Raw genomic sequence first — 20,641 nt, forward strand, 5'->3', positions numbered from 1 at the left:
ACAACACGATGAAAGCGTTTTACCAGGGCAGTGCCCGTGCAGTATCCCTGACCGCGATGCTCGCCGCGACCGCCGGCCTCACGGCATGTTCGGCGGGCGGCGGCTCCGCGGCGGCGCCGGTCCAGGCGGGCACACCCGCGCCAGCCCCGGCCCCCACACCGGCCCCCGCACCGGCGCCCACGCCCACGCCGGCCCCGGCCGCGACCGTGCTGGTACTGGCCGCCACGGACAAGGCGGCCTATGCGCCCGGTGCGGCGGTGCGCATCAAGGTCGACGTCACGAACAAGGGCACGGCCGCGATCGCGGGCGGCAAGGTCACGCTGACCGTGCGCCACCTCGAGCAGGACGTGGGCGCGCCGCTGTCGGCCGACCTGGTCCTGGCGACCGGCGCGGCGGCCCCGGTGGAATTCACCTGGACGGCGCCCGCCACCGACTTCCAGGGCTATCGCTTCGACGTGACCGTGACCGACGCCGCCGGCGCGGTGATCGCGAGCGAAAGCGGTGCGATCGACGTGTCCTCGAGCTGGCTGAAATTCCCGCGCTACGGTTATGTGAGCCAGTACGGCGCCGGCACGGATACCCACGCGACGATCGAACAACTGAAGGCCTACCACATCAACGCCCTGCAGTTCTACGACTGGCAGTGGAAGCACCACCGGCCGCTCAAGGGCAGCGCGGGCGCCGTCGAGGCCACGTGGCCCGACATCGCCAACCGCACGGTCTACCGCGATACCGTGCGCGGCCTGATCGACGCCGCCCACGGCGCCGGCATGGCGGCGATGGAATACAACCTGATCTACGGCGCGGGCATCGACTACCAGCGCGACGGCGTCGATCCGGCCTGGGGCCTGTACGACGCGCCGGGCGACAAGCAATGGCAATTCAGCCTGCCGTCGAGCTGGGCGACGCCGGTCCTGTACTTCTTCAACCCGGTCAGCAAGGGCTGGCAGGACTACCTGATCGCGCGCGAGCTGGAAGTGTTCAAGGCGTTTCCGTTCGACGGCTGGCATGCCGACACCGTGGGCGACAACGGCATCAAGTACGACGGCCAGGGCAATGCCGTCGACATCAAGGACACGTTCAAGCCGTTCCTGAACGCGGCCAAGGCGGCCATGGGCGGCAAGCTCCTGGTCATGAACCCGGTCGGCAACAAGGGCCATTTGCAGGTCAACACGAGCAACGTCGACGCGGTCTATACGGAAGTCTGGCCCTGGGACGGCTTTCCCGACTATCTGTCGCTCAAGAACGTGGTCGACCAGGCGCGTGCCGAGTCGGGCGGCAAGTCGCTGATCGTGCCCGCCTACATGGACTACGACTACGCGAAGACGAAGTCGGACCAGGCGCCCGGCCTGTTCAACGATGCCGGCGTGCTGCTCACCGAGGCGACCGTGCTGGCCGCGGGCGGCTCGCGCCTGGAGCTGGGCGACGACGGCCGCATGTTGTGCAGCGAGTATTTCCCCAATCGCGCGCTGGCCATGGGCCCCGCGCTGAAGACGGCGATCCGCCAGTACTACGACTTCGCGGTCGCCTACGAAAACCTGCTGCGCGACGGCCAGGTCGCGCTGACGGGCGCCATCGCCATCGACGGGCAGACCGTCAGTGCCGACGGCGCGAGGAACACCGTGTGGGCGTTCGCGAAGGGCGATGCGCGCTACGAGACCGTCAACCTGATCAACCTGAAGGGCCTGACCGACGTGAGCTGGCGCGACACCAACGCCACGCAGAAGAAGCCGGCCAGCCTCGGCACGTTCAAGCTCCGGTATTACACTGGGTCGCAGCTGGACCGGGCGTGGGTCGCCAGCCCCGATACCGAGGGTGGGCGCAGCCGCAGCCTGGCGCTGGTGAAGGGATCGGACGCGCGCGGCGCGTACGTCGAAGTCACGGTGCCCGGCCTGGAATACTGGAACCTGGTGTATTTCAGGAAGGCGTCGTAGGTCGTCATCGAGGAGACAGGAATGATTTACAAGAAGCTGTGGCGCGCCCTCGCGGCGTTCGCCATGATCCATGCGGCCGGCACGGCGCGTGCGGCCGAGATCACCGTCGCGTGCGGATCGGTCGGCACCGACATCGAGGTCTGCCGCAAGCTGATGGCGGATTGGACGGCGAAGACGGGCAACAAGGTGCGCATCTTCCTCACGCCGAATTCCAGCACCGACCAGCTGGCGCTGTACCGCCAGCAGTTCGGTGCCAGGTCGGGCGAGGTCGACGTGCTGATGGTCGACGTGGTCTGGCCGGGCATCATCAAGGAGCACCTGCTCGATCTCACGCCGTACGCGAAGGGTGTCCAGGCGCAGCACTTCCCGGCCATCATCGCCAACGACACGGTCGGCGGCAAGCTGCTGGCGCTGCCGTGGTTCACCGACGCCGGCCTGCTGTTCTACCGCCAGGACCTGCTCGACAAATACCACGAAAAAGTGCCGGCGACGTGGGCCGAGTTGAGCGCGACGGCGCAACGCATCCAGGATGCGGAGCGGCGCGCCGGCAACCGCGACCTGGTCGGCTTCGTCTTCCAGGGCAAGGCGTATGAAGGGTTGACGTGCAACGCGCTCGAATGGATCGCCGCGAACGGCGGCGGCACGGTGGTCGAGCCGGACGGGCGGATCAGCATCAACAATCCGAAGGCGGCGCAGGCGCTCGACATGGCGGCGCGCTGGCCCGGCACGATCGCGCCGAAGAACGTGACCAGCTTCGCCGAGGAAGAGGCGCGCAGCGTGTTCCAGGGCGGGAACGCGGTCTTCATGCGCAACTGGTCCTATGCTTGGGACCTGGCGCAGAAGGACGGCAGCAAGATCCGGGGCAAGGTCGGCATGACGGCCCTGCCGAAGGGCGAGGGCGGCAGGAACGCGTCGACCCTGGGCGGCTGGCAGCTGGCGGTGTCGAAGTATTCGGCGCACCCGGCCGAGGCGGCCGATCTCGTCCTGTTCCTGACCAGTAAGGAGATGCAGAGGAAGCGCGCGCTGCTGGCCGGTTCGCTGCCGACCTGGCCGGCGCTCTACAGCGACCCGCAGATGCTGAAGGCGGCGCCGTGGCTGGCGCGTTTTTCCGGCGTGTTCGAAGGCGCGACGGCGCGGCCGTCGACCGTCACCGGGGCGAAGTACAACGCCGTGTCGTCGGCGGTGTGGAACGCGACCCAGGCGACGCTGTCCGGCCGTACGAAGGGGGCCGACGCCGTGCGGGGCCTGGAGAAGGAGTTGACCAAGGTGCGGCGGGGCGCGGCGTGGTGAAGACATTGGAGAGGCCCGCGCAGAAAACGTCCGCGACCGGCCTCGCGCGCCAGCGCCGGCGCAGCGCTGTGGCGTTCCTCGCACCGATGGTGGTGGTGCTCGTGCTGGTCGCGTTCGCGCCGCTCGCGCGCAGCCTGTGGCTCAGCCTCACCGATGCCAGGATCGACAACCTGTCCGGGCAGTTCGTGGGCCTGTCGAACTATGTCGGCGCGTATGGCCTGTTCTTCACCGGCGACGGCTGGATCGATCCGCGCTGGGCGACGGCGGTCGGCAATACCTTGCGCTTCGCCGTCGTCTCCGTGTCCATCGAGACCGTGCTGGCGCTGGCGGTGGCGCTGATGCTCGACACGGAGTTCCGCGGCCGCAGTCTCGTCACCGCGGCGGTGCTGGTGCCCTGGGCGGTTCCGACCGTCGTGTCGGCCAAGCTGTGGGACTGGATGCTGCAACAACAGTTCGGCGTGGTCAACCTCGCCCTCGCCCAGCTGGGGTTCGAGCGCATCGCGTTCACGACCGAATACCCGATGTGGTCCGTCGTGCTGGTGGACGTGTGGAAGACGACGCCGTTCATGGCCCTGCTGATCCTGGCCGCACTGAAGATGCTGCCGCGCGACTGCTACGAGGCGGCGCGGGTGGACGGCGTCCATCCTGTAAAAGTGTTCCTGCGCGTGACGCTGCCGCTGATCCGCCCGGCGCTGGCGGTGGCGGTGATCTTCCGCCTGCTCGACGCACTGCGCGTGTTCGACGTGATCTACGTGCTGACCGGTTCGACCGAAAGCACGATCAGCATGTCCGGCTTCGTGCGCGACCAGATGATCGAGAACGGCGACGTGGGCCTGGGTTCGGCCGCGTCGACGGTACTGTTCGTCGTCATCGCGGCCTGCACGCTGGTGTACATGAAGGCGGCGCGGGTGCGCGCCGGGGAGGGAACATGAAGCGTTTGGGTTTCCGCGTCTTCGTGGCGCTCGTCGTCGGCTTCGCGCTGTTCCCGTTCGGCTTCGCGGTCTTCACGTCCTTCCTGGGCGGGAACGCGCTGTACGACCTGCGCGACATCGAGGCGTCCAGCTTCGGCATCGCGAATTATTCAGCCCTGTTCGAGAGCGGCCAGTACTTCGGCCAGAGCATCCTGAACTCGCTGCAGGTGGCGACGACGGTGGTGGGCCTGTCGCTGCTGCTGGGCGTGACGGCGGCGTATGCCCTCGGCCGCATCGCGTTCCGCGGCCGCGGGCTGTTGCTGATGGCGATCCTCGCCGTGTCGATGTTCCCGCAGGTGGCCGTGATGGCCGGCATGTACGAGTTGATGCATGCGCTCGGCCTGTACAACCGGACCTTCGGGCTCGTGCTGCCGTACATGCTGTTCACGCTGCCGTTCACGGTGTGGGTGCTGACGACGTTCATGCGCGAGCTGCCGCGCGAACTGGAAGAGGCTGCGGTGATGGACGGCTGCAGCCCGTGGCGCATCCTCGTCAGCGTGTTCCTGCCGCTCCTGTGGCCGGTGCTGGTGTCGGTCGGTTTGCTGGCGTTCGTCGCGGCCTGGAACGAATTCCTGTTCGCGCTGACGTTCGTGAACCAGGACGCCGGCCGCACGGTCCCCGTGGCCATTTCGCTGATCGGTGGCGGAGCGACATCGCGCGAGCTCCCGTGGGGCAAGCTGATGGCGGCATCCGTCCTCGTGACCTTGCCGCTGGTGGCGATGGTGCTGGTATTTCAAAAGAAGATCGTGGCGGGCCTGACGGCCGGCGCTGTAAAGGGATGATGAGATGGCTGAACTGGTTTTCGACAACGTAAGCAAGCGTTACGGCAAGGGCGCGGAGGTCCTGCGCGACATCAACCTGTCGATCGCGCAGGGCGAATTCTGCGTCTTCATCGGCCCCTCGGGCTGCGGCAAGTCGACCATGCTGCGCATGATCGCGGGCCTGGAAGACATCTCCGCCGGCGAGCTGCGCATCGGCGGACAGCGCGTCAACGAGATGGCGCCGTCGGAACGCGGCATCGCCATGGTGTTCCAGAGTTATGCGCTGTACCCGCATATGACGGTGTACCAGAACCTCGCGTTCGGCCTGAAGGTGCGCAAGGCCGACCGTGCCGCCATCGACCAGAAAGTGCGTAACGCGGCGCGCGCGCTGCAGCTCGACGGCCTGCTCGAGCGCCTGCCGCGCGAGCTGTCCGGCGGCCAGCGGCAGCGGGTCGCGATCGGCCGCGCGATCGTGCGCGAACCGCGCGTGTTCCTGTTCGACGAACCGCTGTCGAACCTCGACGCCGAACTGCGCGTGCAGACCCGGCTCGAGATCGCGCGCCTGCACGCCGACATGCCGGCAACGACGATGATCTACGTGACCCACGACCAGGTCGAGGCGATGACCCTGGCCGACAAGATCGTCCTGCTCAACAGCGGGGACGCGGTGCAGCGCGAGGGCAGCGTCGCCCAGTTCGGCGCGCCGCTCGACCTGTATCACCATCCGGCCAACCGCTTCGTCGCCGGTTTCATCGGTTCGCCGAAGATGAATTTCATCGATGCCGAACTGGAATCCGCGGCGCCCCACGAGGTGCTGGCGCGCGTCGGCGGCACGGCCTTCGTGGCCCGGGTCGATGCCGCCGGCAGCCCGCGCGGCGCCCGCGTCGCCCTCGGGATCCGGCCGGAACACGTGCTGCTGGGCGGCGTGGCCGGCCAGCCGAACACCCTGGCCGGCACGGTCGCTTTCGTCGAGCAGCTGGGCGAGTCGACCTGCATCCACGTGCGCCTGGACGGCGGCCAGCTGTTCACCGTGCGCGAGCGGGGCGATGCGCGCAGCCGGGTCGGCGACACGGTGACGGTGCGCTGCCACCCCGGCGACGTGCACGTCTTCCGCGAGGACGGCCGCAGCTTCGCGCGCACCGCCGCCGCGCCTGAACACATTACGACAACCCTGGAGACTACATAACGTGGCAAGCTTTTCCCCATCCAATCCGCCAGCGCATGCCGCCCCCGTGCAGGCCGGCTTCGACCGTACCGCCGGCCCGCTGGCGATCGTGACCGTCCTGTTCTTCATGTGGGGCCTGCTGACGGCCCTGAACGACGTGCTGATACCGCACCTGAAGGCCGTCTACACGCTGACCTATGTGCAGGCCATGCTGGTCCAGTTCTGCTTTTTCGGCGCGTATTTCATCGTGTCGATCCCGGCCGGGGCGCTCATCCGGCGCATCGGCTACCGCGCCGGCGTCGTCGCCGGCCTGGCGGTGGCGGCGTTCGGCTGCCTGCTGTTCTATCCGGCGGCCAGCGCCGGCTATGCCTTGTTCCTGCTCGCCTTCTTCGTGCTGGCGACCGGCATCACGGTGCTGCAGGTGGCGGCCAACCCGTACGTCACCATCCTCGGCAATCCGGCCACCGCATCGAGCCGGCTGACCCTGACCCAGGCGTTCAACTCGCTCGGCACGACGGTGGCCCCTGCCATCGGCGGCATGCTGATCCTGTCCGATACCGTCAAGTCCGACACCGAAGTGGCGCAGCTGTCCGCGGCCGCGCAGGCGGCCTACCGCGCGCACGAGGCAGCCGCGGTGCAGGGACCGTATTTGTGGCTCGCGGCCGCACTGCTGGTGCTCGGGCTGTGCTTCGCCTGCGCGCGCCTGCCGGGCATCGCCGGCCGCGAAGAAGGTGCCGCCGATAGCGGATCCCCGCTCGCCAGCCGCCGTCTCGTGCTCGGCGTGATCGGCATCTTCGCCTACGTCGGCGCCGAGGTCAGCATCGGCAGCTTCATGATCAACTTCCTGGGCGAGCCGCACATCGCCGGCCTGTCCGCGGCCGCCGCGGCGCCCTACGTCAGTTATTACTGGGGCGGAGCGATGCTGGGCCGCTTCGTTGGCTTTGCCGTCATGCGCAAGGTGAGCCCGGGCCGGGCGCTCGCGTTCAACGCCGCGTGTTCGATCGCCCTGATCCTGGTCGCGGTGTTCGGCAAGGGCCCGCTGGCCATGGCCGCGCTGCTCATGGTCGGCCTGTGCAATTCGATCATGTTCCCGACCATCTTCAGCATGGCGCTGCACGGGCTCGGCCCCGCCACCGGACAGGGCTCCGGCCTGCTGTGCATGGCGATCGTCGGCGGCGCGGTGCTGCCGTTCGTGCAGGGCCTGGCCGCCGACGGCGCCGGCCTGCAGCTGTCCTTCCTGGTGCCGGCCGCCTGCTATGTCTACATCCTGTTCTTCGGCCTGAAGTATGCGGGCATGTACCGCGCAGGGAGGACCGCATGACGAGGATGAAACCTGTTGCCGCCGCCCTGGTCGGCCTCGGCGTCCTGTGCGCCTCGCACTCCAACCCATCACAAGGAACTACCCTCTTGAGCAACGACGCCCACCCGCAACGCAGCGCGACCCTTGCGTTCGCCGGCACCGACGGCCGTCCCGAGCAGGCCGGATTCACGCTCCGCGGCGAAGCCGGGGGCCTGCGCACCTATGGCCAGACGAGTACGATGGCGACGCGCGAAGACGCACCGTCCGCCATCGTCTACAGCGAAGTCGCCGGGCTCCCCGTCGTCCGCAGCGGCAACCTCGCATTCGATGCGCTGTTCGCGCATGCCGTGTCCGAGATGAAGGAAGACTCGGTGAGTGCGATCCGCGACGGCAGCTACGACGATGGCCGGCCCATCCCGTGCGAGTGCTTCGAAACGGGAGAAAAATGGCATTACGTGTGGACGCGCGACCTGTCGTACGCGGCCGCTCTCGGCCTGGCGATGCTGGATCCGCAGCGCGTGCGCAATTCGCTGCTGTTCAAGCTGTCCGGCTACCGGCCCGGGGTCGTCAAGGGGCCCCACGTCGCCGGCAGCGAGGACGGCCTGCAGGTGGTGCAGGACACGGGCAGCGGCGGCAGCTGGCCTGTCAGCAGCGACCGGGTGAGCTGGGCATTCGGCGCCGACGAAGCGCTCAAGTCGCTGCCGCCGGCCGAGCGCGCGGCGTTCGCGGTCACCGTCCTGAAGGCGCTGTCGAACACGATCGAGAACGACAGGCTGGCCGCGTTCGACGCCCGCGACGGGCTGTACACGGGCGAGCAGTCGTTCCTGGACTGGCGCGAGCAGACGTATGGCGACGACATCGCCGGCGACCTCGCGCGCATGGCGAGCGCCAAGGCCGTGTCGACCAACGTGGCCCACTACAAGGCGCTGACCCTGGCGGCGCAACTGGCCGCGGAGCAGGGCGATGCGGCGCGGGCGCGGCGCTACGGCGACTGGGCCGTCCAGTTGAAGGCCGCGATCAACGCGCGCTTCTGGCTCGAGGACGCGGGCCTGTACGCGTCGCTCACCGCCGCGCATTTCGACGGCGCGCCGCTGCACAAGTTCGACTGGCTCGGGCAATCGCTGGCGATCATCACTGGCGTCGCCGATGCGCACCGGCGCGACCGCATCCTGGCGGTCTATCCGCACGGGCCGGCGGGTGCCCCGGTCATCTACCCCAGCAGCAGGGCGTGCCGATCTATCACAATCGTTCGATCTGGCCATTCGTGACGGCGTACGGCCTGGACGCGGCCGTCGCCGGCGCCAACGTCAGCGTCGCGGACGCCGCCTACGCGTCGCTGCTGCGCGGTGCGGCGCTGCACCTGTCGAACATGGAAAACATGGAGTGGTTGTCGGGCAAGCCGCTCCTGCACCACCCGGCCGATCCGGCGCTCGACGGCCCGGTGATCAACTCGCGCCGCCAGCTGTGGTCGGTGGGCGCCTACCTGGGCATGGTGATCCGTAACGTGTTCGGCGTCGGCGTGACCGACGCCGGCCTGCGCATTCGTCCCTTCGTCACCGCCAGGCTGCGGCGCGAGCAGTTCGCGGACAGCGACGCGATCCTGCTCGAGCGACTGCACGTGCACGGCAAGGAAGTGCGCGTACGGATCGTGCTGCCTGCCGCCCAGGACGGCGACGGCTATTACGAGGTGGCAGGCATCACGGTGGACGGCAAGGCGGCCGACCGGCTCGTGCCATGGAGCAGCCTCGGCGCGCGCAGCGACATCGAAGTGCGCCTGGGCGCGCTGAACGCGGGACGGCAGGCGATCCGCCGCGTGGACGGCGATCCGCTGGCGACCGCGGGGCCGCTGTTCGCGCCGTTCGAGGCGCGGATCGCCGGCGTCGCGCGCAACGACCAGGGGCATATCGAAGTCCGCATTGCCGATGCGCGCAACAAGGATGGCGTGCACTACCGCATCTATCGCAACGGCCGCCTCGTCGCGGACCGCCTGGACGCCGCGCACTGGATCGACACGGCGCCGTCCGCCCGGGCCAACTGCTATGCGGTCGAAGCCGTGTCCGCCGCGTCGGGCAACGCCTCGCACCACAGCGCCGCCGTCTGCGCCGAGCCGGGCCTGGACATTCCCGTCACGGATGCCCGCGTGCGTTCCAGCGTGGGCATCGCGCGCGACGGCGCGCCGCGGCTCAAGGGCTGGGGCGCGCCGCAGGACCGCCTGGCGATCGGCGGGATCGACCTGGACACGCAAGGCAGCTACGGCTTCCAGCTGCGCTACGTGAACACCGGCCATGCGATCAACACCGGCATCAGCAACGGCGTGAAGGTATTGGCCATCAAGGACGCCGCCGGCCGCCTGGTGGCGCAACGGGTCGTGCAGATGCCGCACATTCCGCCGGAAAGTGCCCCCATGTACTCGACGCCGGCGGACGTCGAGCTGGAGCCGGGACGCTACACGGTCGAAGTGCACGACTTCTACAACATGAGCTATTTGTCCAGCAATGCCGTGTACGGCGCGGGCGGCGGCAAGACCGGGCCGCTGAACCGCGTCGATCTCTACGGCCTGCGCATCCGTCCGCTCGAATGATGGGCCGCATGCAATCGGGGGCCTGGCCGCGCCTGCTGGCCGATGTGGGCGGCACCAACGCCCGTTTTGCGCTCGAAACGGGGCGCTTCGTGTTCGAAGAGATCGAGGTATTGCGCTGTGCGGACTACCCCAGCCTGAGGGCGGCTGCGCAGGCCTACCTCGGTGTGGTGTCGGCCCGGATGCCGGGCCTTCCCGCCGTCCGCCACGCGGCGATCGCCATCGCCACGGCGGTCGACGGCGACGTCGTCGCAATGACCAACCACCACTGGTCTTTTTCGATCGAGGCGTTCAGGCGCGAGTTGAATCTGCTGACGCTGGAAGTCGTCAACGACTTTACGGCACTCGCCATGTCGCTGCCCCACCTCGCGCCGCACCAGCGCGTGCAAGTCGGCGGAGGTAGTCCGCGTTCCGGCGCGCCGATCGGCCTTGTCGGCCCGGGGACCGGCCTGGGCGTCTCGGGCCTCGTACATACGCGGGAAGGCTGGACCGCGCTCGCGAGCGAGGGCGGCCACGTCAGTTTTGCGCCGAACAGCGATCTCGAGATCGAGCTGCTGCATGCCATGCGGCGCGAATGGCCGCACGCGTCGGCCGAGCGCTTGCTGTCGGGCGCCGGCCTCGAATTCATCCATCGCATCGTCAGCGGCGGCAGGACCCGGTCCGCGCCCGACATCACCCGCCGCGCGCTCGAGGGCGGCTGCGACGATTGCCTGCTGACGGTCGACACGTTTTGTGCCATGCTGGGCTCGGTAGCGGGCAACGTCGCGCTGACCCTTGGCGCCACCGGCGGCGTCTATGTCGGCGGCGGCATCGTCCCGCGCATCGCGGCGCTGCTGGAGCGCTCGGCGTTTCGCGCGCGGTTCGAGGCGAAGGGGCGGCTGTCCGCCTGGCTGGCCCGGATCCCGACGTACTGGATCGCCGAGCCTTACCCCGCATTCTTCGGGGTCTCCGCCGTGTTGTCACATACAACCACTGAACGACCAGGACACTAGCATGCACACTCGCACCACCGTCCGGACGGCCATCGCCGCATGCGCGATGTCGTTGTCCATCCTCGCCGCCGCGCCGCTCCACGCCGAGCCGGCCGCCATCGCCGCCCGTAATGACGGCATGGACATCCGCCAAGGGAGCCTGCGCATCCGCGTGCTGGCGCTCACCGACGACGTCCTGCGCGTGACCTTGAGCACGAACGGCGCATTGCCGGAAGACGCCAGCTGGGCCGTACCGGCGGGCGTGCGTGCGCGCCGCGTCGGCGTGCAGGCGGGTCCGACCGGATTCGCCACGCGTTCGCTGCGCGTCGACGTGCAGGACGGGCGTCTCGTCGTGAGCGACCTGGCCGGCAAGGTGATCTCGGCCGACGCCATCGATCCCGTCAAGCTCGATGGCCACGCGTTCACCCTGCGCAAGGCGATGCCGCAGTCGGAACACTACTTCGGCCTCGGCGACAAGACGGGTGGACTGGACCGGCGCGGCAAGAGCTTCATCAACTGGAACACCGACGCCTTCGGCTTCACGTCCGCGGACGATCCGATCTACAAGTCGATTCCCTTCTTTATCGGCGTCGGCGGCGCGGGCGGCAGCTATGGCGTCTTCCTCGACAATACGTACCGCAGCTGGTTCGACTTCGGCCACCGCGAGGACGGCGTGCTGGCCTTCGGCGCGCCGGACGGTCCGACCGACTACTACCTGATCCACGGCCCGTCGACGGCCGAGGTGGTGCGCCGCTACACGGACCTCACCGGCAAGGCGCCGCTGGTCCCGCGCTGGGCGCTGGGCTACCAGCAGTCGCGCTACAGCTATATGTCGGGCGATGAATTGCGCCAGGTGGTCGCGCGCCTGCGCGCCGAACGCGTACCCACCGACGTCGTCTGGCTGGACATCGACTGGCAGGACCGCAACCGCCCGTTCACCGTCGACCGCAAGGCCTTCCCGGACATGACTGGCCTGATCCGCGACCTGGGGCACCAGGGCGTCAAGGTCATCACCATCAGCGACCTGCACGTGGCCAGGGCGGCCGGCCAGGGCCATGCCCCGTACGACACGGGCGTGCAGGCCGATGCATTCGTCAGGAACCCGGACGGCAGCACCTACGTGGCACCCGTCTGGCCCGGCGATTCCGTCTTCCCCGACTTCACGCAGGCCAGGACGCGCGACTGGTGGGGCAGCCTGTTCGCCGAGCAGGTGCGGATGGGCGTGGCCGGGTCGTGGAACGACATGAACGAACCGGCCATTTTCAATACGCCGACCAAGACGATGCCTCTCGATACGCGCCACCGCATCGACTCCGACGATTTCGCGCCGCGCACCGCCGACCACCGCGAGATCCACAACGTGTACGGCATGCAGAACACGCGCGCCACGTACGACGGCCTGCGCAAGCTGGCACCAGGCGAGCGCGCCGTCGTGATGACGCGTGCCAGCTATGCAGGCGGCCAGCGCTATGCCGTCACCTGGACCGGCGACAACCTCGCCACCTGGGACCATTTGAAGCTGTCGGTCCAGCAGATCATCAACCTGGGCCTGTCCGGCTTTTCGTACGGCGCGGCCGACGTCAGCGGCTTCGCCGGCGGCCCGAGCCCCGACCTGCTCACGCGCTGGTTCGAGATCGGCGCTTTCTATCCGCTGTTCCGCAACCATTCCGCCAAGGGCACGCCGCGCGTGGAGCCGTGGGTCGACGGCGCCGCGCACCTGCGCATCCGGCGCCGCTTCGTCGAGGAGCGCTACAAGCTGATGCCTTACCTGTACGCGCTGGCCGAGCAGAACGCGCGCACGGGCGATCCGATCCTGCGTCCCGTGTTCTACGACTACCCGTCGGCGCTGAACCTGCCGTGCGCGGGCCAGGATGCGTGGACCTTCACGCTGGGCCGCGCGCTGCTCGTGTTGCCGCCGCCGCATCCCGAATCGCCGCAGGGTTATCGAACCTGCCTGCCGGAAGGCGGCTGGTTCGACTACTGGACCGGTTTGCCGGCCGGTACGCCGGTGCCGGCCGCGCAGGACGGGGCGATCCAGTCCGCCACGCAGGCCACCGGCGAGGCGCATGCCGGCGGTTCGTTCGTGAACGAGACGCCGCGCCTCGACCATCTGCCCGTGTACGTACGCGCCGGCACGATCCTGCCGCGCCAGGCCGTCGTGCAGAGCACGGCCGACACGCCGCGCGGCCCGCTGATGCTGGACGTCTATCCGGGCCCAGACTGCACCGGTGAGCTGTACGTCGACGACGGCCATTCGCTGGCCTTCGAAAAGGGCGGCTACCTGCGCCAGACCGTGCGCTGCACCGTGCGCCCGGACGGCGTCGCCATCGAGTTCGGCCCGCGCGAGGGCAGCTTCGCACCCTGGTGGCGCGAAGTGGCCGTCACCGTGCACGGCTGGCAGGGCAAGGCCGACGTGCGCGCGGGCGAACGCAAGGTGGCCAGCCGGGTCGATGCAACTGCGCGCACCGTCGGCTTCACGCTGGACGATGCGGCACAGGCCGGGGCCGTGCTGGTACGCAGGCCCTGAGGGAAGGAACGCTTACCAGGCGTTCCAGTCATCCCACAACTCGGCGTCGAAATCGAGCCGCCCCGGCGACGTCGAGTTCCAGTTGTTGCCCGCCTTGTAGATCTGCTGTCCGCCGACGCGGTAGTTTTCGAGCTTCAGCCCGCGTCCGCTGACCGTTTCGTTGCCGATCCACAGATCGGTCGACATCCGGTGGAATTTGCTCGCCTGCGAGGCGGGGTCGAGGTCGTTCCAGCCGTCGATGAACAGGTTCCTGATGTGGACCGTGTCCGTGTTCGACAGCGCGTACAGCCGGAGCGCGCAGTTGGTCTTGCCCTCCACGTACAGGTTCTCGAAGTCCAGGTTCGCCACCGTCGTGCCGGCATTCGGCGCCGCAGCGGGATCGGTGGATGACCAGGACGGCGAGGAATTCACGATGCAGGTATTGCCCTTCACGTCGGTCCAGTACATCTTGTTATGGATGACGTAGGTGTTGCTGACCTGGACGTTGTTCATGTTGCGCGGCGACCAGCCCCACTGGATGACGGGACCGTTCTCGTTCTTCCAGACGACCGTATTGTCGATCGCCAGATTGCTGTGGTAGACCTTCAGCACGTCGTCGTTGGAATGGAAGAACGTGTTCTTCATCGTGCCGTTCGAGTACAGCTCGAGTCCGTCCGTCTGCCAGTACCAGCCGCCCACCATCTTGAAGTTCTCGACCCGCATCTGGAAGCTGTTTTCGTCGCCATACACGACGAAGGAGTGATACGGCGGTTCCATGAACGTGACGCCCTGCAGGTCGAGGTATTGCTGCATCGTGGGCGATGACTGGAGGCGCAACAGCTTGACGCAGCTGCCGTGGCAGTCAGGCGCGATGCGGTGCTGGTAACCGTTGTCGGTATCGGGCTCGTACACGTATTTTTCGCCGGAGACGACGCCGAAACCGGTGAACTTGTAGACGCCCTGGTTATCGTGGACGAACTGGAAGGCGCCCTTCACGAATGCACCCGGTTCCAGGTACACCCACTTGACGTTCGCCGGCAGCTGGGCGTGGTAATTCCAGGGCATGTAATAGACGCCGGCACGGAAGTAGACGATCTCCTGCGTGATGGCGTCGAGATTGTTCACCATGCCGGGCGCCGGATAGTAGATGCTGCCGCTGGCGCCGGTCGGAATGAGGCGAGCCGACTCCGCGGCCGACACCATGGGCTCGGCGAAGATCAGCAGCGCATTGCGCGGCTCGGTATGGATGGCGCGGCCGAGGCCCTGGTCGTTCAGCTTGCCGCTCGTGCCGCTCATGTCGTTGTACGCCGTGTAGAGCTGGTTGTTGAATTCGACGGAGAACCGGTAGCCGTTCGCGGAATACGGCACCCGCACGCGCATCGTGGTGCTGTCGACCATTTCCTTGCTCAGGTTCAGCGCCGTGGGCCGGATCGTCACGTCATCGGCGGAACCGATCGTGAGTCCGTTCCTGAGCGTGACGTACACCCAGCAGTCCGTACTGTAGAGGAACGAGCTCCAGCTCATCGTCAGGTTGGCCCGATCGGCGAACTCGGCGCCGTCGTCATCGTTGTAGCCCCATTTGTCGCGGCCACCCCTGGGAATCGACATGTAGGGAAAGGCATCGAAGCGCGCGTTGGGGGCGGCGACGGTCGCCACCTTGACGTCGTAGAACGTGGAACGCCGCACGGCATCGTCGGCGACCGGGGTCGTGGCATTGAGTTCGTATTTGGCATGCCACCACGTGCGCAGGTTGGGATTGTTGGCCGTCGTTTGCGCTGCCGCCGGTATGCCTGGCGCGAGCATGGCAAGCAGAACGAGGGTGAGGGTGATCAGGGTCCGCATATTGTCTCCATTGTTTAATCAATCGATTGAGTAAACTGTTTCTAGTAGTGCGTTACACCGAATTGCGCACACGATACTATCGTTAACGAAATCGATTGAGTTAAAAAATATCAATCGGACACGACGGGTTTGACATGGAAAAACTAAGGTTGCTCGCCGAGCCGGCGGCAGAACTGCGCCGTCGCCTCGTCCATCGGAAAGCACGACTCGATGTGCAGACCGTCGATGGTGATGTCGCGCGGCGTGCCGAAGGTCGTGATCGTCGAGAAGAAACTCAGCGTCACGCCGCGGTGACGGAACTCCGTCGTCAACAGCGGCGCGGGCGGCGTGTCGAGGTCGCGCAGGCGCCAGCGCGACGGCACGTTCGGGTACGCCAGGATCTCATCCAGCAGCGCACGCGCCTTCGTATCGGTCGGCGACCCCGCGACCAGCGCGTGCAGGTGGCCGATCAGCGTGGCGCCTATGTCGTCCCAATTCGCAAGCGCGCCGCGCAGGTCGTCCGGATCGAATACGGCGCGCAGCATGTTCGCGTGCTTGCTGGCCCGCCCGTCGAGCACGAACCCGTTCACGCGCTGCGCCGCGTCGTTCGTCGCGAGGATGTCCCAGTGGCGGTTCATGAGGAACGCGGGATACGGCTCCTGCTGGCGCAGGATGAAATCGATGGCCTGGTTGATGCGGCCCATGGCCGGCGTGTCGAGCCCCGTTTCCGGATAACTCGGCGCATAACCGCCCGCGCGCAGCAGGGCGTTACGTTCACGCAGCGGCATGTCCAGCACGTCGGCCAGGCGCATCAGCAGGGTCCTGCTGGGCTGCGCCTTGCCCGTTTCGATGCAGCTGAGGTGGCGGGCGGAGATGTTCGCGTCCAGCGACAGGTCGAGCTGGCTCAGGCGCCGCGCCGCGCGCCATTCGCGCAAGAGCAGGCCGACGGGGACGGGGGCGAGGTCGAGAGGCGTCATCCGGCGATGATAACCCGGCCGCGCGGCGCCGGACCATGACGTCCGAGGTCATGGGGCGATGGCGAAAGACAGGCTCGAAAAGATCGTGTCGAAATCGATGCCGTCGTCACCGTCCAGCGGCATGGTCCACACGACGTTCAGCAGCCAGTGGCCCGGCGGTGGACGGCGCAGGCGGACGAGGCCCTCGCCATCCGTGACCTGCGCGGCGACGGGCTGCGTGTCGTGGTCGAGGTCCGTCAGTTTCACCAGTGCGCGTGCCAGCGGACGGCCCTGATAAATGACTTGCGCCGCGAGCATGCCGCCGTCCGCCGGCGGTGTCAGCAGCACAATCTCAAGCGGCAGGCCGAGGCGCTTCGTGGCCAGGTCCTGGCTGCCGTCGCCGGGCGCGCCGGCCTGTACGAGCGCCTTCGCTACGCGGCGGTAACGCTCGAAGACATCCCGTCCGCGTGCCGCCGCTGCGGGCCACAAACCTTCTTCCTGCACGTAGGCGTCGAAGCGGTCGGCCGGCAGATGGCTCAGCGCGTCCGCATCCGTTTCCAGTACCAGCAGATGCAGTCCAGGCTCCGCGGGCGCGAGCCTGCCGTCGCTGCGCAGGTCGATGACTTCACCGGCTGGCGTCCACGCGGCGAAGCGCCTGATGCGGCGCGACGGGATCATCGACGTGCGGCGCGCGTCGCCGTGGCCGACCTGCATGCTCAAGGCGGTGCTGGCGCCCACCGACACGACGAAGCTGTCCGGGTTGACCCAGAAGTCGTGCGCGCGGGCGTGCATGCACAGGCACAGGCACAGGATGAGAAGCAGGCGCGCGCTCACAGGAACGGGAACACCGTGGTCGAATGCTGCTGGTCGTCCGCGCGCACGCCGTCCGTGACGGCGCCGCCTGCGAGCAGCGAGCGGTACACGTTCACCGCGTCGTATAGGAGTGTCCGGCCGCCGCAGTCGTGCAGTCCGCGCTCCACGCCGAACAGCTGCGTGCACGTGGTGACTGCGCTGTCGACCCACAGCCGGTCGTCGGCCAGCAGCCGTGCCAGCGGCAGGTAGCGCTTCTGGGCGGCGCGGCGGCGTCGATCATGAGCTGGTTGCCGCAGCGGCCGTCGTAGCCGTCGTACAGCGCGAGCGACTTCGCGATGACGGGCACGAATTCGGCTGCCGTCTCCGGCGTCGCCGCATTGTAGCGCAGCTTGTACGCGTCGGCTTCGTCGTCGCTGCCCAGGTGCGCGAGCAGGCCGTTGCCGGTCAGCGGCCGGCCCATGCGGTCGATGCGGACGTCGTCGACGAGCGTGTCCGCCCATACGGCCAGCACGGGGCCGCCGCGGTTGACAAGGCCGAGGTCGACGTCGAGCACGATCGCCATCGGCGTCCAGCCCGCGAGGAAGTTGCGGGCCGGGCCGCCGTCCGTGTGGCGCCACTGCTCGAGGATCGCGGCCGTCTGCTTCGGCGTGTACGCGGGACAGCCCGCCGCGTCGCGCGGCACGCCTTGCCGGAGTGTCGTCGCAGCGAGGTCGAACGCGGCGCGCGAGCCCTTCACGTTGTTGAAGAACGGGTCGTCGCGCAGGCCCGCGAACAGCCGGCTACGGCCGCTCGCGCTCACGAGTCCCGCCGGTTGGCCCGGGTCGCCCTGGATGACTTCGTCGCGGCCGATCAGGCAGTCCGCCTGCGTTTTCGAGGGGAAGCGGCAGACGATGTCGGTGCGCGCCGTCGTGTCGGGGAAGCGCGGGCCGCTGTCGATGTGGAACGCGTATTCCGCATTCCTGTCGAGCGCGTGGCCGACGATGGTCATCACGAGGTTCAGCCGGCGGCCGTCGGCGGACGTCCACGCGTAGATGTCGCCGATGTCGACGCGCGGGTCGGCGATGACCCTGGGCGAATCCAGGTGGTCGGACGCCGCCGCATGAACGGAGGGCAGCAGCAGCGCCGCCGCGAGCGCGAGCCGGGCCAGCATCATGCGACGACGCCGCGCGCGGCGTCTTCCAGTGCGCGCATCGCCTGCAGGTACGGGCCGGGACCATGGCTCAGGCGCGCGACGCCGAGGGCGCGCAAGGTCGCCAGCGGCGGCGTGCCGGCGGCCGCCATCAGGTTGACGGGCAGTGGCGACGCCTGCACGAGCCGTTCGATCAGCGTCGCGTCGACGAGGCCCGGCACGAACAGGCCATCCGCGCCGTGCGCGGCGTACACGCGGGCGCGCGCCAGCGTGGCGTCGAGCAGGGCGTCGTCGTGATCGCCCGGTGCCGCAAGCAGGAAGCCGTCCGTGCGCGCATTGATGAAGAGCGGGACGTCGAGCCTGTCGGCGGCGTCGCGTGCGGCTTGCAGGCGCAGCGCCTGTTCGCCGGGATCGCGCAGGCCGCCCGCCGCGATGCCGTCTTCGAGATTGCAGCCGACGGCGCCGGCGCGGATCGCGTGCGTGACGGTGTCGGCGACTTCATCGGGCGTGGCGCCGTAGCCGCGCTCCAGGTCGACGGTCACGGGCAAGGTGACGGCGCGGGCGATGCGCTCGATGTTGGCGATGGCGAGGTCACGGGGCAGGTGTTCGCCGTCTTCGTAGCCGTTGGCGGCGGCGACGGCCCAGCTGGCCGTGGCGATGGCCTGCGCGCCGGCGGCGGCAATGGCTTTGGCGCTGCCGGCATCCCAGCAGTTGACGAGGACGAGCGGCGCACCCGGCGTATGCAGAGCGCGCAGCGCGCGGGCCTTGAGGATCTGGTCGGACATGGTGATCTCCTGGTTGTCGGAGACCACAGTGTGGCGATTGTGCGCGGCGCGCTCAATCACGTGCGAGGTCATGCCGGCATGACCTCCGAGGTCATGGACAACGCAGGATGCCCGCCTGATATGCGCGCGTGGCCGCCAGCAGCCGGCGGTCGCGCAGCACGTCCAGCACCGCTTTGACACGCGCGCTGCGCATCGTGTCGCGCGATCCCGCCAGCGCGAACTGGCGCCGGGCCGGGATCGGCAACGGCAGCACGCGCACCTCGTCCGGTTCGGGATACGTCGCGAGGCGGGGCAGGATCGACCAGCCCATGCCCCGCGCCACCATCGCCGCGATGCTCGTGTCGTTGCCCAGCGTGCGCTCGGCACTGGCCGTGAGGCCGGCCGCGCGGCAGCGCGCGAGGATCGCGTCCGCGCCCGAGCAGCCGAGGCGGATGAACGGGAGGCCGTCGAGCTGGTCCCAGGTCACGGGCTGCGCGAACGCGCGCGCGGCCGGGACGACCAGCACGTAGTCGTCAGCCACGTACGGATGGACGACGAAGCCGTCTTCCACGGGCAGCTGGGCGATGCCGACGTCCGCGCGGCCGGCGCGCAGCGCGGCGACGACTTCGAGGCGGTCGTTGCAAGCGTCGTCGATGTCGAGCACGAGCTGCGGATGACGGGCCGCCAGCGCTTCGACCACGTACGGCAGCAGATGCGTGCCGATGCTGCGGAAGCACGCGATGCGCACGCGGCCTTCGATCGCGTCGTCTTCACGCACGCTGGCGCGCAGGGCGTCTTCGAGCCGCAGCATCGCGCGCGCCTTGTCCAGCACGCGCAGGCCGGCCTCGGTGGGCAGCGAGCCGTCGCGCGCACGCGACAGCAGGCGCGTATCCAGTTCGCGTTCCAGCGCCGCGATCGCATGGCTGATGCGCGACTGGGTGCACCCGAGCTCCGCCGCCGCGGCGCTGAAGCTGCCGTGGTCCGCCACCGCGACGAGCATGTGAAGTTGGCTGAGCTTCATGAGCCATCGAAATCTGTCATGGATGAACCGGCAATTATCCGGCATTTCGGTAGCGGCATGGCGGCGGGGCGGCGACCATGTGGTTTTTCATGAAAGGACACACATGCAAACGCTGACCAACGCCGCCCTGATCGTCATCGACGTCCAGCAGGGCTTCCTCGACCCGCGCTGGGGCCGGCGCAATCATCCCCAGGCCGAACAGAACATTGCCGCGCTGCTGGCCGCCTGGCGCGAAGCGGGGCGGCCGCTGTTCCACGTCCAGCACGGCTCGCGCAGCGACAAGGGCGCGTTTTATCCGGGCGCGCCGGGCCACGCCTTCAAGCCGGAAGCGCAGCCGCTGCCGGGAGAGATCGTCATTCGAAAGGATGTGAACAGCGCCTTCATCGGCACCGATCTGGAAGCGCGGCTGCGCGCGTCATACATCGACACGGTCGTGCTGTGCGGCCTGACGACCGATCACTGCGTGTCGACGACGGCGCGCATGGCCGGCAATCTCGGTTTTCACACGTTCCTCGTCGAGGATGCCTGCGCCACGCACGAGCGCACGGGGCCGGATGGGACGTGGTTCAGCGCGGAACAGATGCATGCGACGGCCGTGGCGAGCCTGCATGGCGAATTTGCCACGGCGACCAGCACGGCCGCCGTGTTGGCAGAATAGGAC

The 20,641-nt window shown here is 68.3% G+C and carries 17 protein-coding genes; 11 read left to right on the forward strand and 6 right to left on the reverse strand.

Features of this window, described 5'->3' with window-relative positions:
- The first annotated feature begins 8 nt into the window (after positions 1–8).
- Genes P0M04_RS14460 through P0M04_RS14505 form a run of 10 tightly spaced genes read left to right on the forward strand, consistent with a single transcriptional unit; the run spans position 9 to position 13,497 of the window.
- Complete coding sequence (locus P0M04_RS14460) at positions 9–1,934, forward strand: glycoside hydrolase family 66 protein (protein WP_259449952.1); 1,926 nt, start codon at positions 9–11, stop codon at positions 1,932–1,934.
- 21 nt (positions 1,935–1,955) lie between these two features.
- On the forward strand, positions 1,956–3,224 hold the full coding sequence (locus P0M04_RS14465; protein WP_259449953.1) for an ABC transporter substrate-binding protein: 1,269 nt from the start codon (positions 1,956–1,958) through the stop codon (positions 3,222–3,224).
- Positions 3,218–4,156: a carbohydrate ABC transporter permease gene (locus P0M04_RS14470; protein ID WP_259449954.1), complete on the forward strand. Its 939-nt coding sequence runs from the start codon at positions 3,218–3,220 to the stop codon at positions 4,154–4,156. Before P0M04_RS14465 ends, P0M04_RS14470 begins: the two co-directional genes overlap by 7 nt.
- Positions 4,153–4,977: a carbohydrate ABC transporter permease gene (locus P0M04_RS14475; RefSeq protein WP_259449955.1), complete on the forward strand. Its 825-nt coding sequence runs from the start codon at positions 4,153–4,155 to the stop codon at positions 4,975–4,977. The genes P0M04_RS14470 and P0M04_RS14475 overlap by 4 nt, the downstream gene beginning before the upstream one ends.
- A gap of 4 nt (positions 4,978–4,981) precedes the next feature.
- A complete protein-coding gene (locus P0M04_RS14480) occupies positions 4,982–6,142 on the forward strand; it encodes an ABC transporter ATP-binding protein (protein ID WP_259449956.1) in 1,161 nt (386 codons plus the stop codon).
- Between the two features lie 46 nt (positions 6,143–6,188).
- A complete protein-coding gene (locus P0M04_RS14485) occupies positions 6,189–7,442 on the forward strand; it encodes a sugar MFS transporter (protein WP_259450090.1) in 1,254 nt (417 codons plus the stop codon).
- Positions 7,439–8,689 carry an MGH1-like glycoside hydrolase domain-containing protein gene (locus tag P0M04_RS14490; protein ID WP_281042418.1) on the forward strand — a complete coding sequence of 417 codons (1,251 nt, stop codon included), beginning with the start codon at positions 7,439–7,441 and terminating at the stop codon, positions 8,687–8,689. The genes P0M04_RS14485 and P0M04_RS14490 overlap by 4 nt, the downstream gene beginning before the upstream one ends.
- Positions 8,650–10,002: a hypothetical protein gene (locus P0M04_RS14495; protein ID WP_281042419.1), complete on the forward strand. Its 1,353-nt coding sequence runs from the start codon at positions 8,650–8,652 to the stop codon at positions 10,000–10,002. The genes P0M04_RS14490 and P0M04_RS14495 overlap by 40 nt, the downstream gene beginning before the upstream one ends.
- A gap of 8 nt (positions 10,003–10,010) precedes the next feature.
- Positions 10,011–10,991 (forward strand): glucokinase, encoded by a 981-nt coding sequence (locus P0M04_RS14500; RefSeq protein WP_259449958.1) that lies wholly within the window; start codon positions 10,011–10,013, stop codon positions 10,989–10,991.
- A 1-nt stretch (position 10,992) separates the two neighbouring features.
- Complete coding sequence (locus P0M04_RS14505; protein ID WP_259449959.1) at positions 10,993–13,497, forward strand: glycoside hydrolase family 31 protein; 2,505 nt, start codon at positions 10,993–10,995, stop codon at positions 13,495–13,497.
- 12 nt (positions 13,498–13,509) lie between these two features.
- On the opposite strand, the gene P0M04_RS14510 is transcribed toward P0M04_RS14505, so the two are convergent.
- From P0M04_RS14510 to P0M04_RS14535, 6 genes are all read right to left on the reverse strand, one after another.
- Positions 13,510–15,318: a family 49 glycosyl hydrolase gene (locus P0M04_RS14510; protein WP_259449960.1), complete on the reverse strand. Its 1,809-nt coding sequence runs from the start codon at positions 15,316–15,318 to the stop codon at positions 13,510–13,512.
- A 143-nt stretch (positions 15,319–15,461) separates the two neighbouring features.
- Positions 15,462–16,274 (reverse strand): helix-turn-helix domain-containing protein, encoded by an 813-nt coding sequence (locus P0M04_RS14515; RefSeq protein WP_259449961.1) that lies wholly within the window; start codon positions 16,272–16,274, stop codon positions 15,462–15,464.
- A gap of 48 nt (positions 16,275–16,322) precedes the next feature.
- Entirely contained in the window at positions 16,323–17,087 is a 765-nt protein-coding gene (locus P0M04_RS14520; RefSeq protein WP_259449962.1) for a DUF4198 domain-containing protein, read from the reverse strand.
- A gap of 91 nt (positions 17,088–17,178) precedes the next feature.
- Entirely contained in the window at positions 17,179–18,219 is a 1,041-nt protein-coding gene (locus P0M04_RS14525) for a hypothetical protein (protein WP_281042420.1), read from the reverse strand.
- Positions 18,216–18,980, reverse strand: a complete 765-nt coding sequence (locus tag P0M04_RS14530) for an isocitrate lyase/PEP mutase family protein (protein ID WP_259449964.1) — start codon at positions 18,978–18,980, stop codon at positions 18,216–18,218. Before P0M04_RS14530 ends, P0M04_RS14525 begins: the two co-directional genes overlap by 4 nt.
- A gap of 91 nt (positions 18,981–19,071) precedes the next feature.
- Positions 19,072–19,980: a LysR family transcriptional regulator gene (locus P0M04_RS14535; RefSeq protein ID WP_259449965.1), complete on the reverse strand. Its 909-nt coding sequence runs from the start codon at positions 19,978–19,980 to the stop codon at positions 19,072–19,074.
- Between the two features lie 103 nt (positions 19,981–20,083).
- Between P0M04_RS14535 and P0M04_RS14540 the strand changes: the two genes are divergently transcribed.
- Positions 20,084–20,638, forward strand: a complete 555-nt coding sequence (locus P0M04_RS14540; RefSeq protein ID WP_259449966.1) for a cysteine hydrolase family protein — start codon at positions 20,084–20,086, stop codon at positions 20,636–20,638.
- The last annotated feature ends 3 nt before the right edge of the window (positions 20,639–20,641 follow it).

The organism is Telluria mixta (assembly GCF_029223865.1).
Lineage (GTDB): Bacteria > Pseudomonadota > Gammaproteobacteria > Burkholderiales > Burkholderiaceae_D > Telluria > Telluria mixta.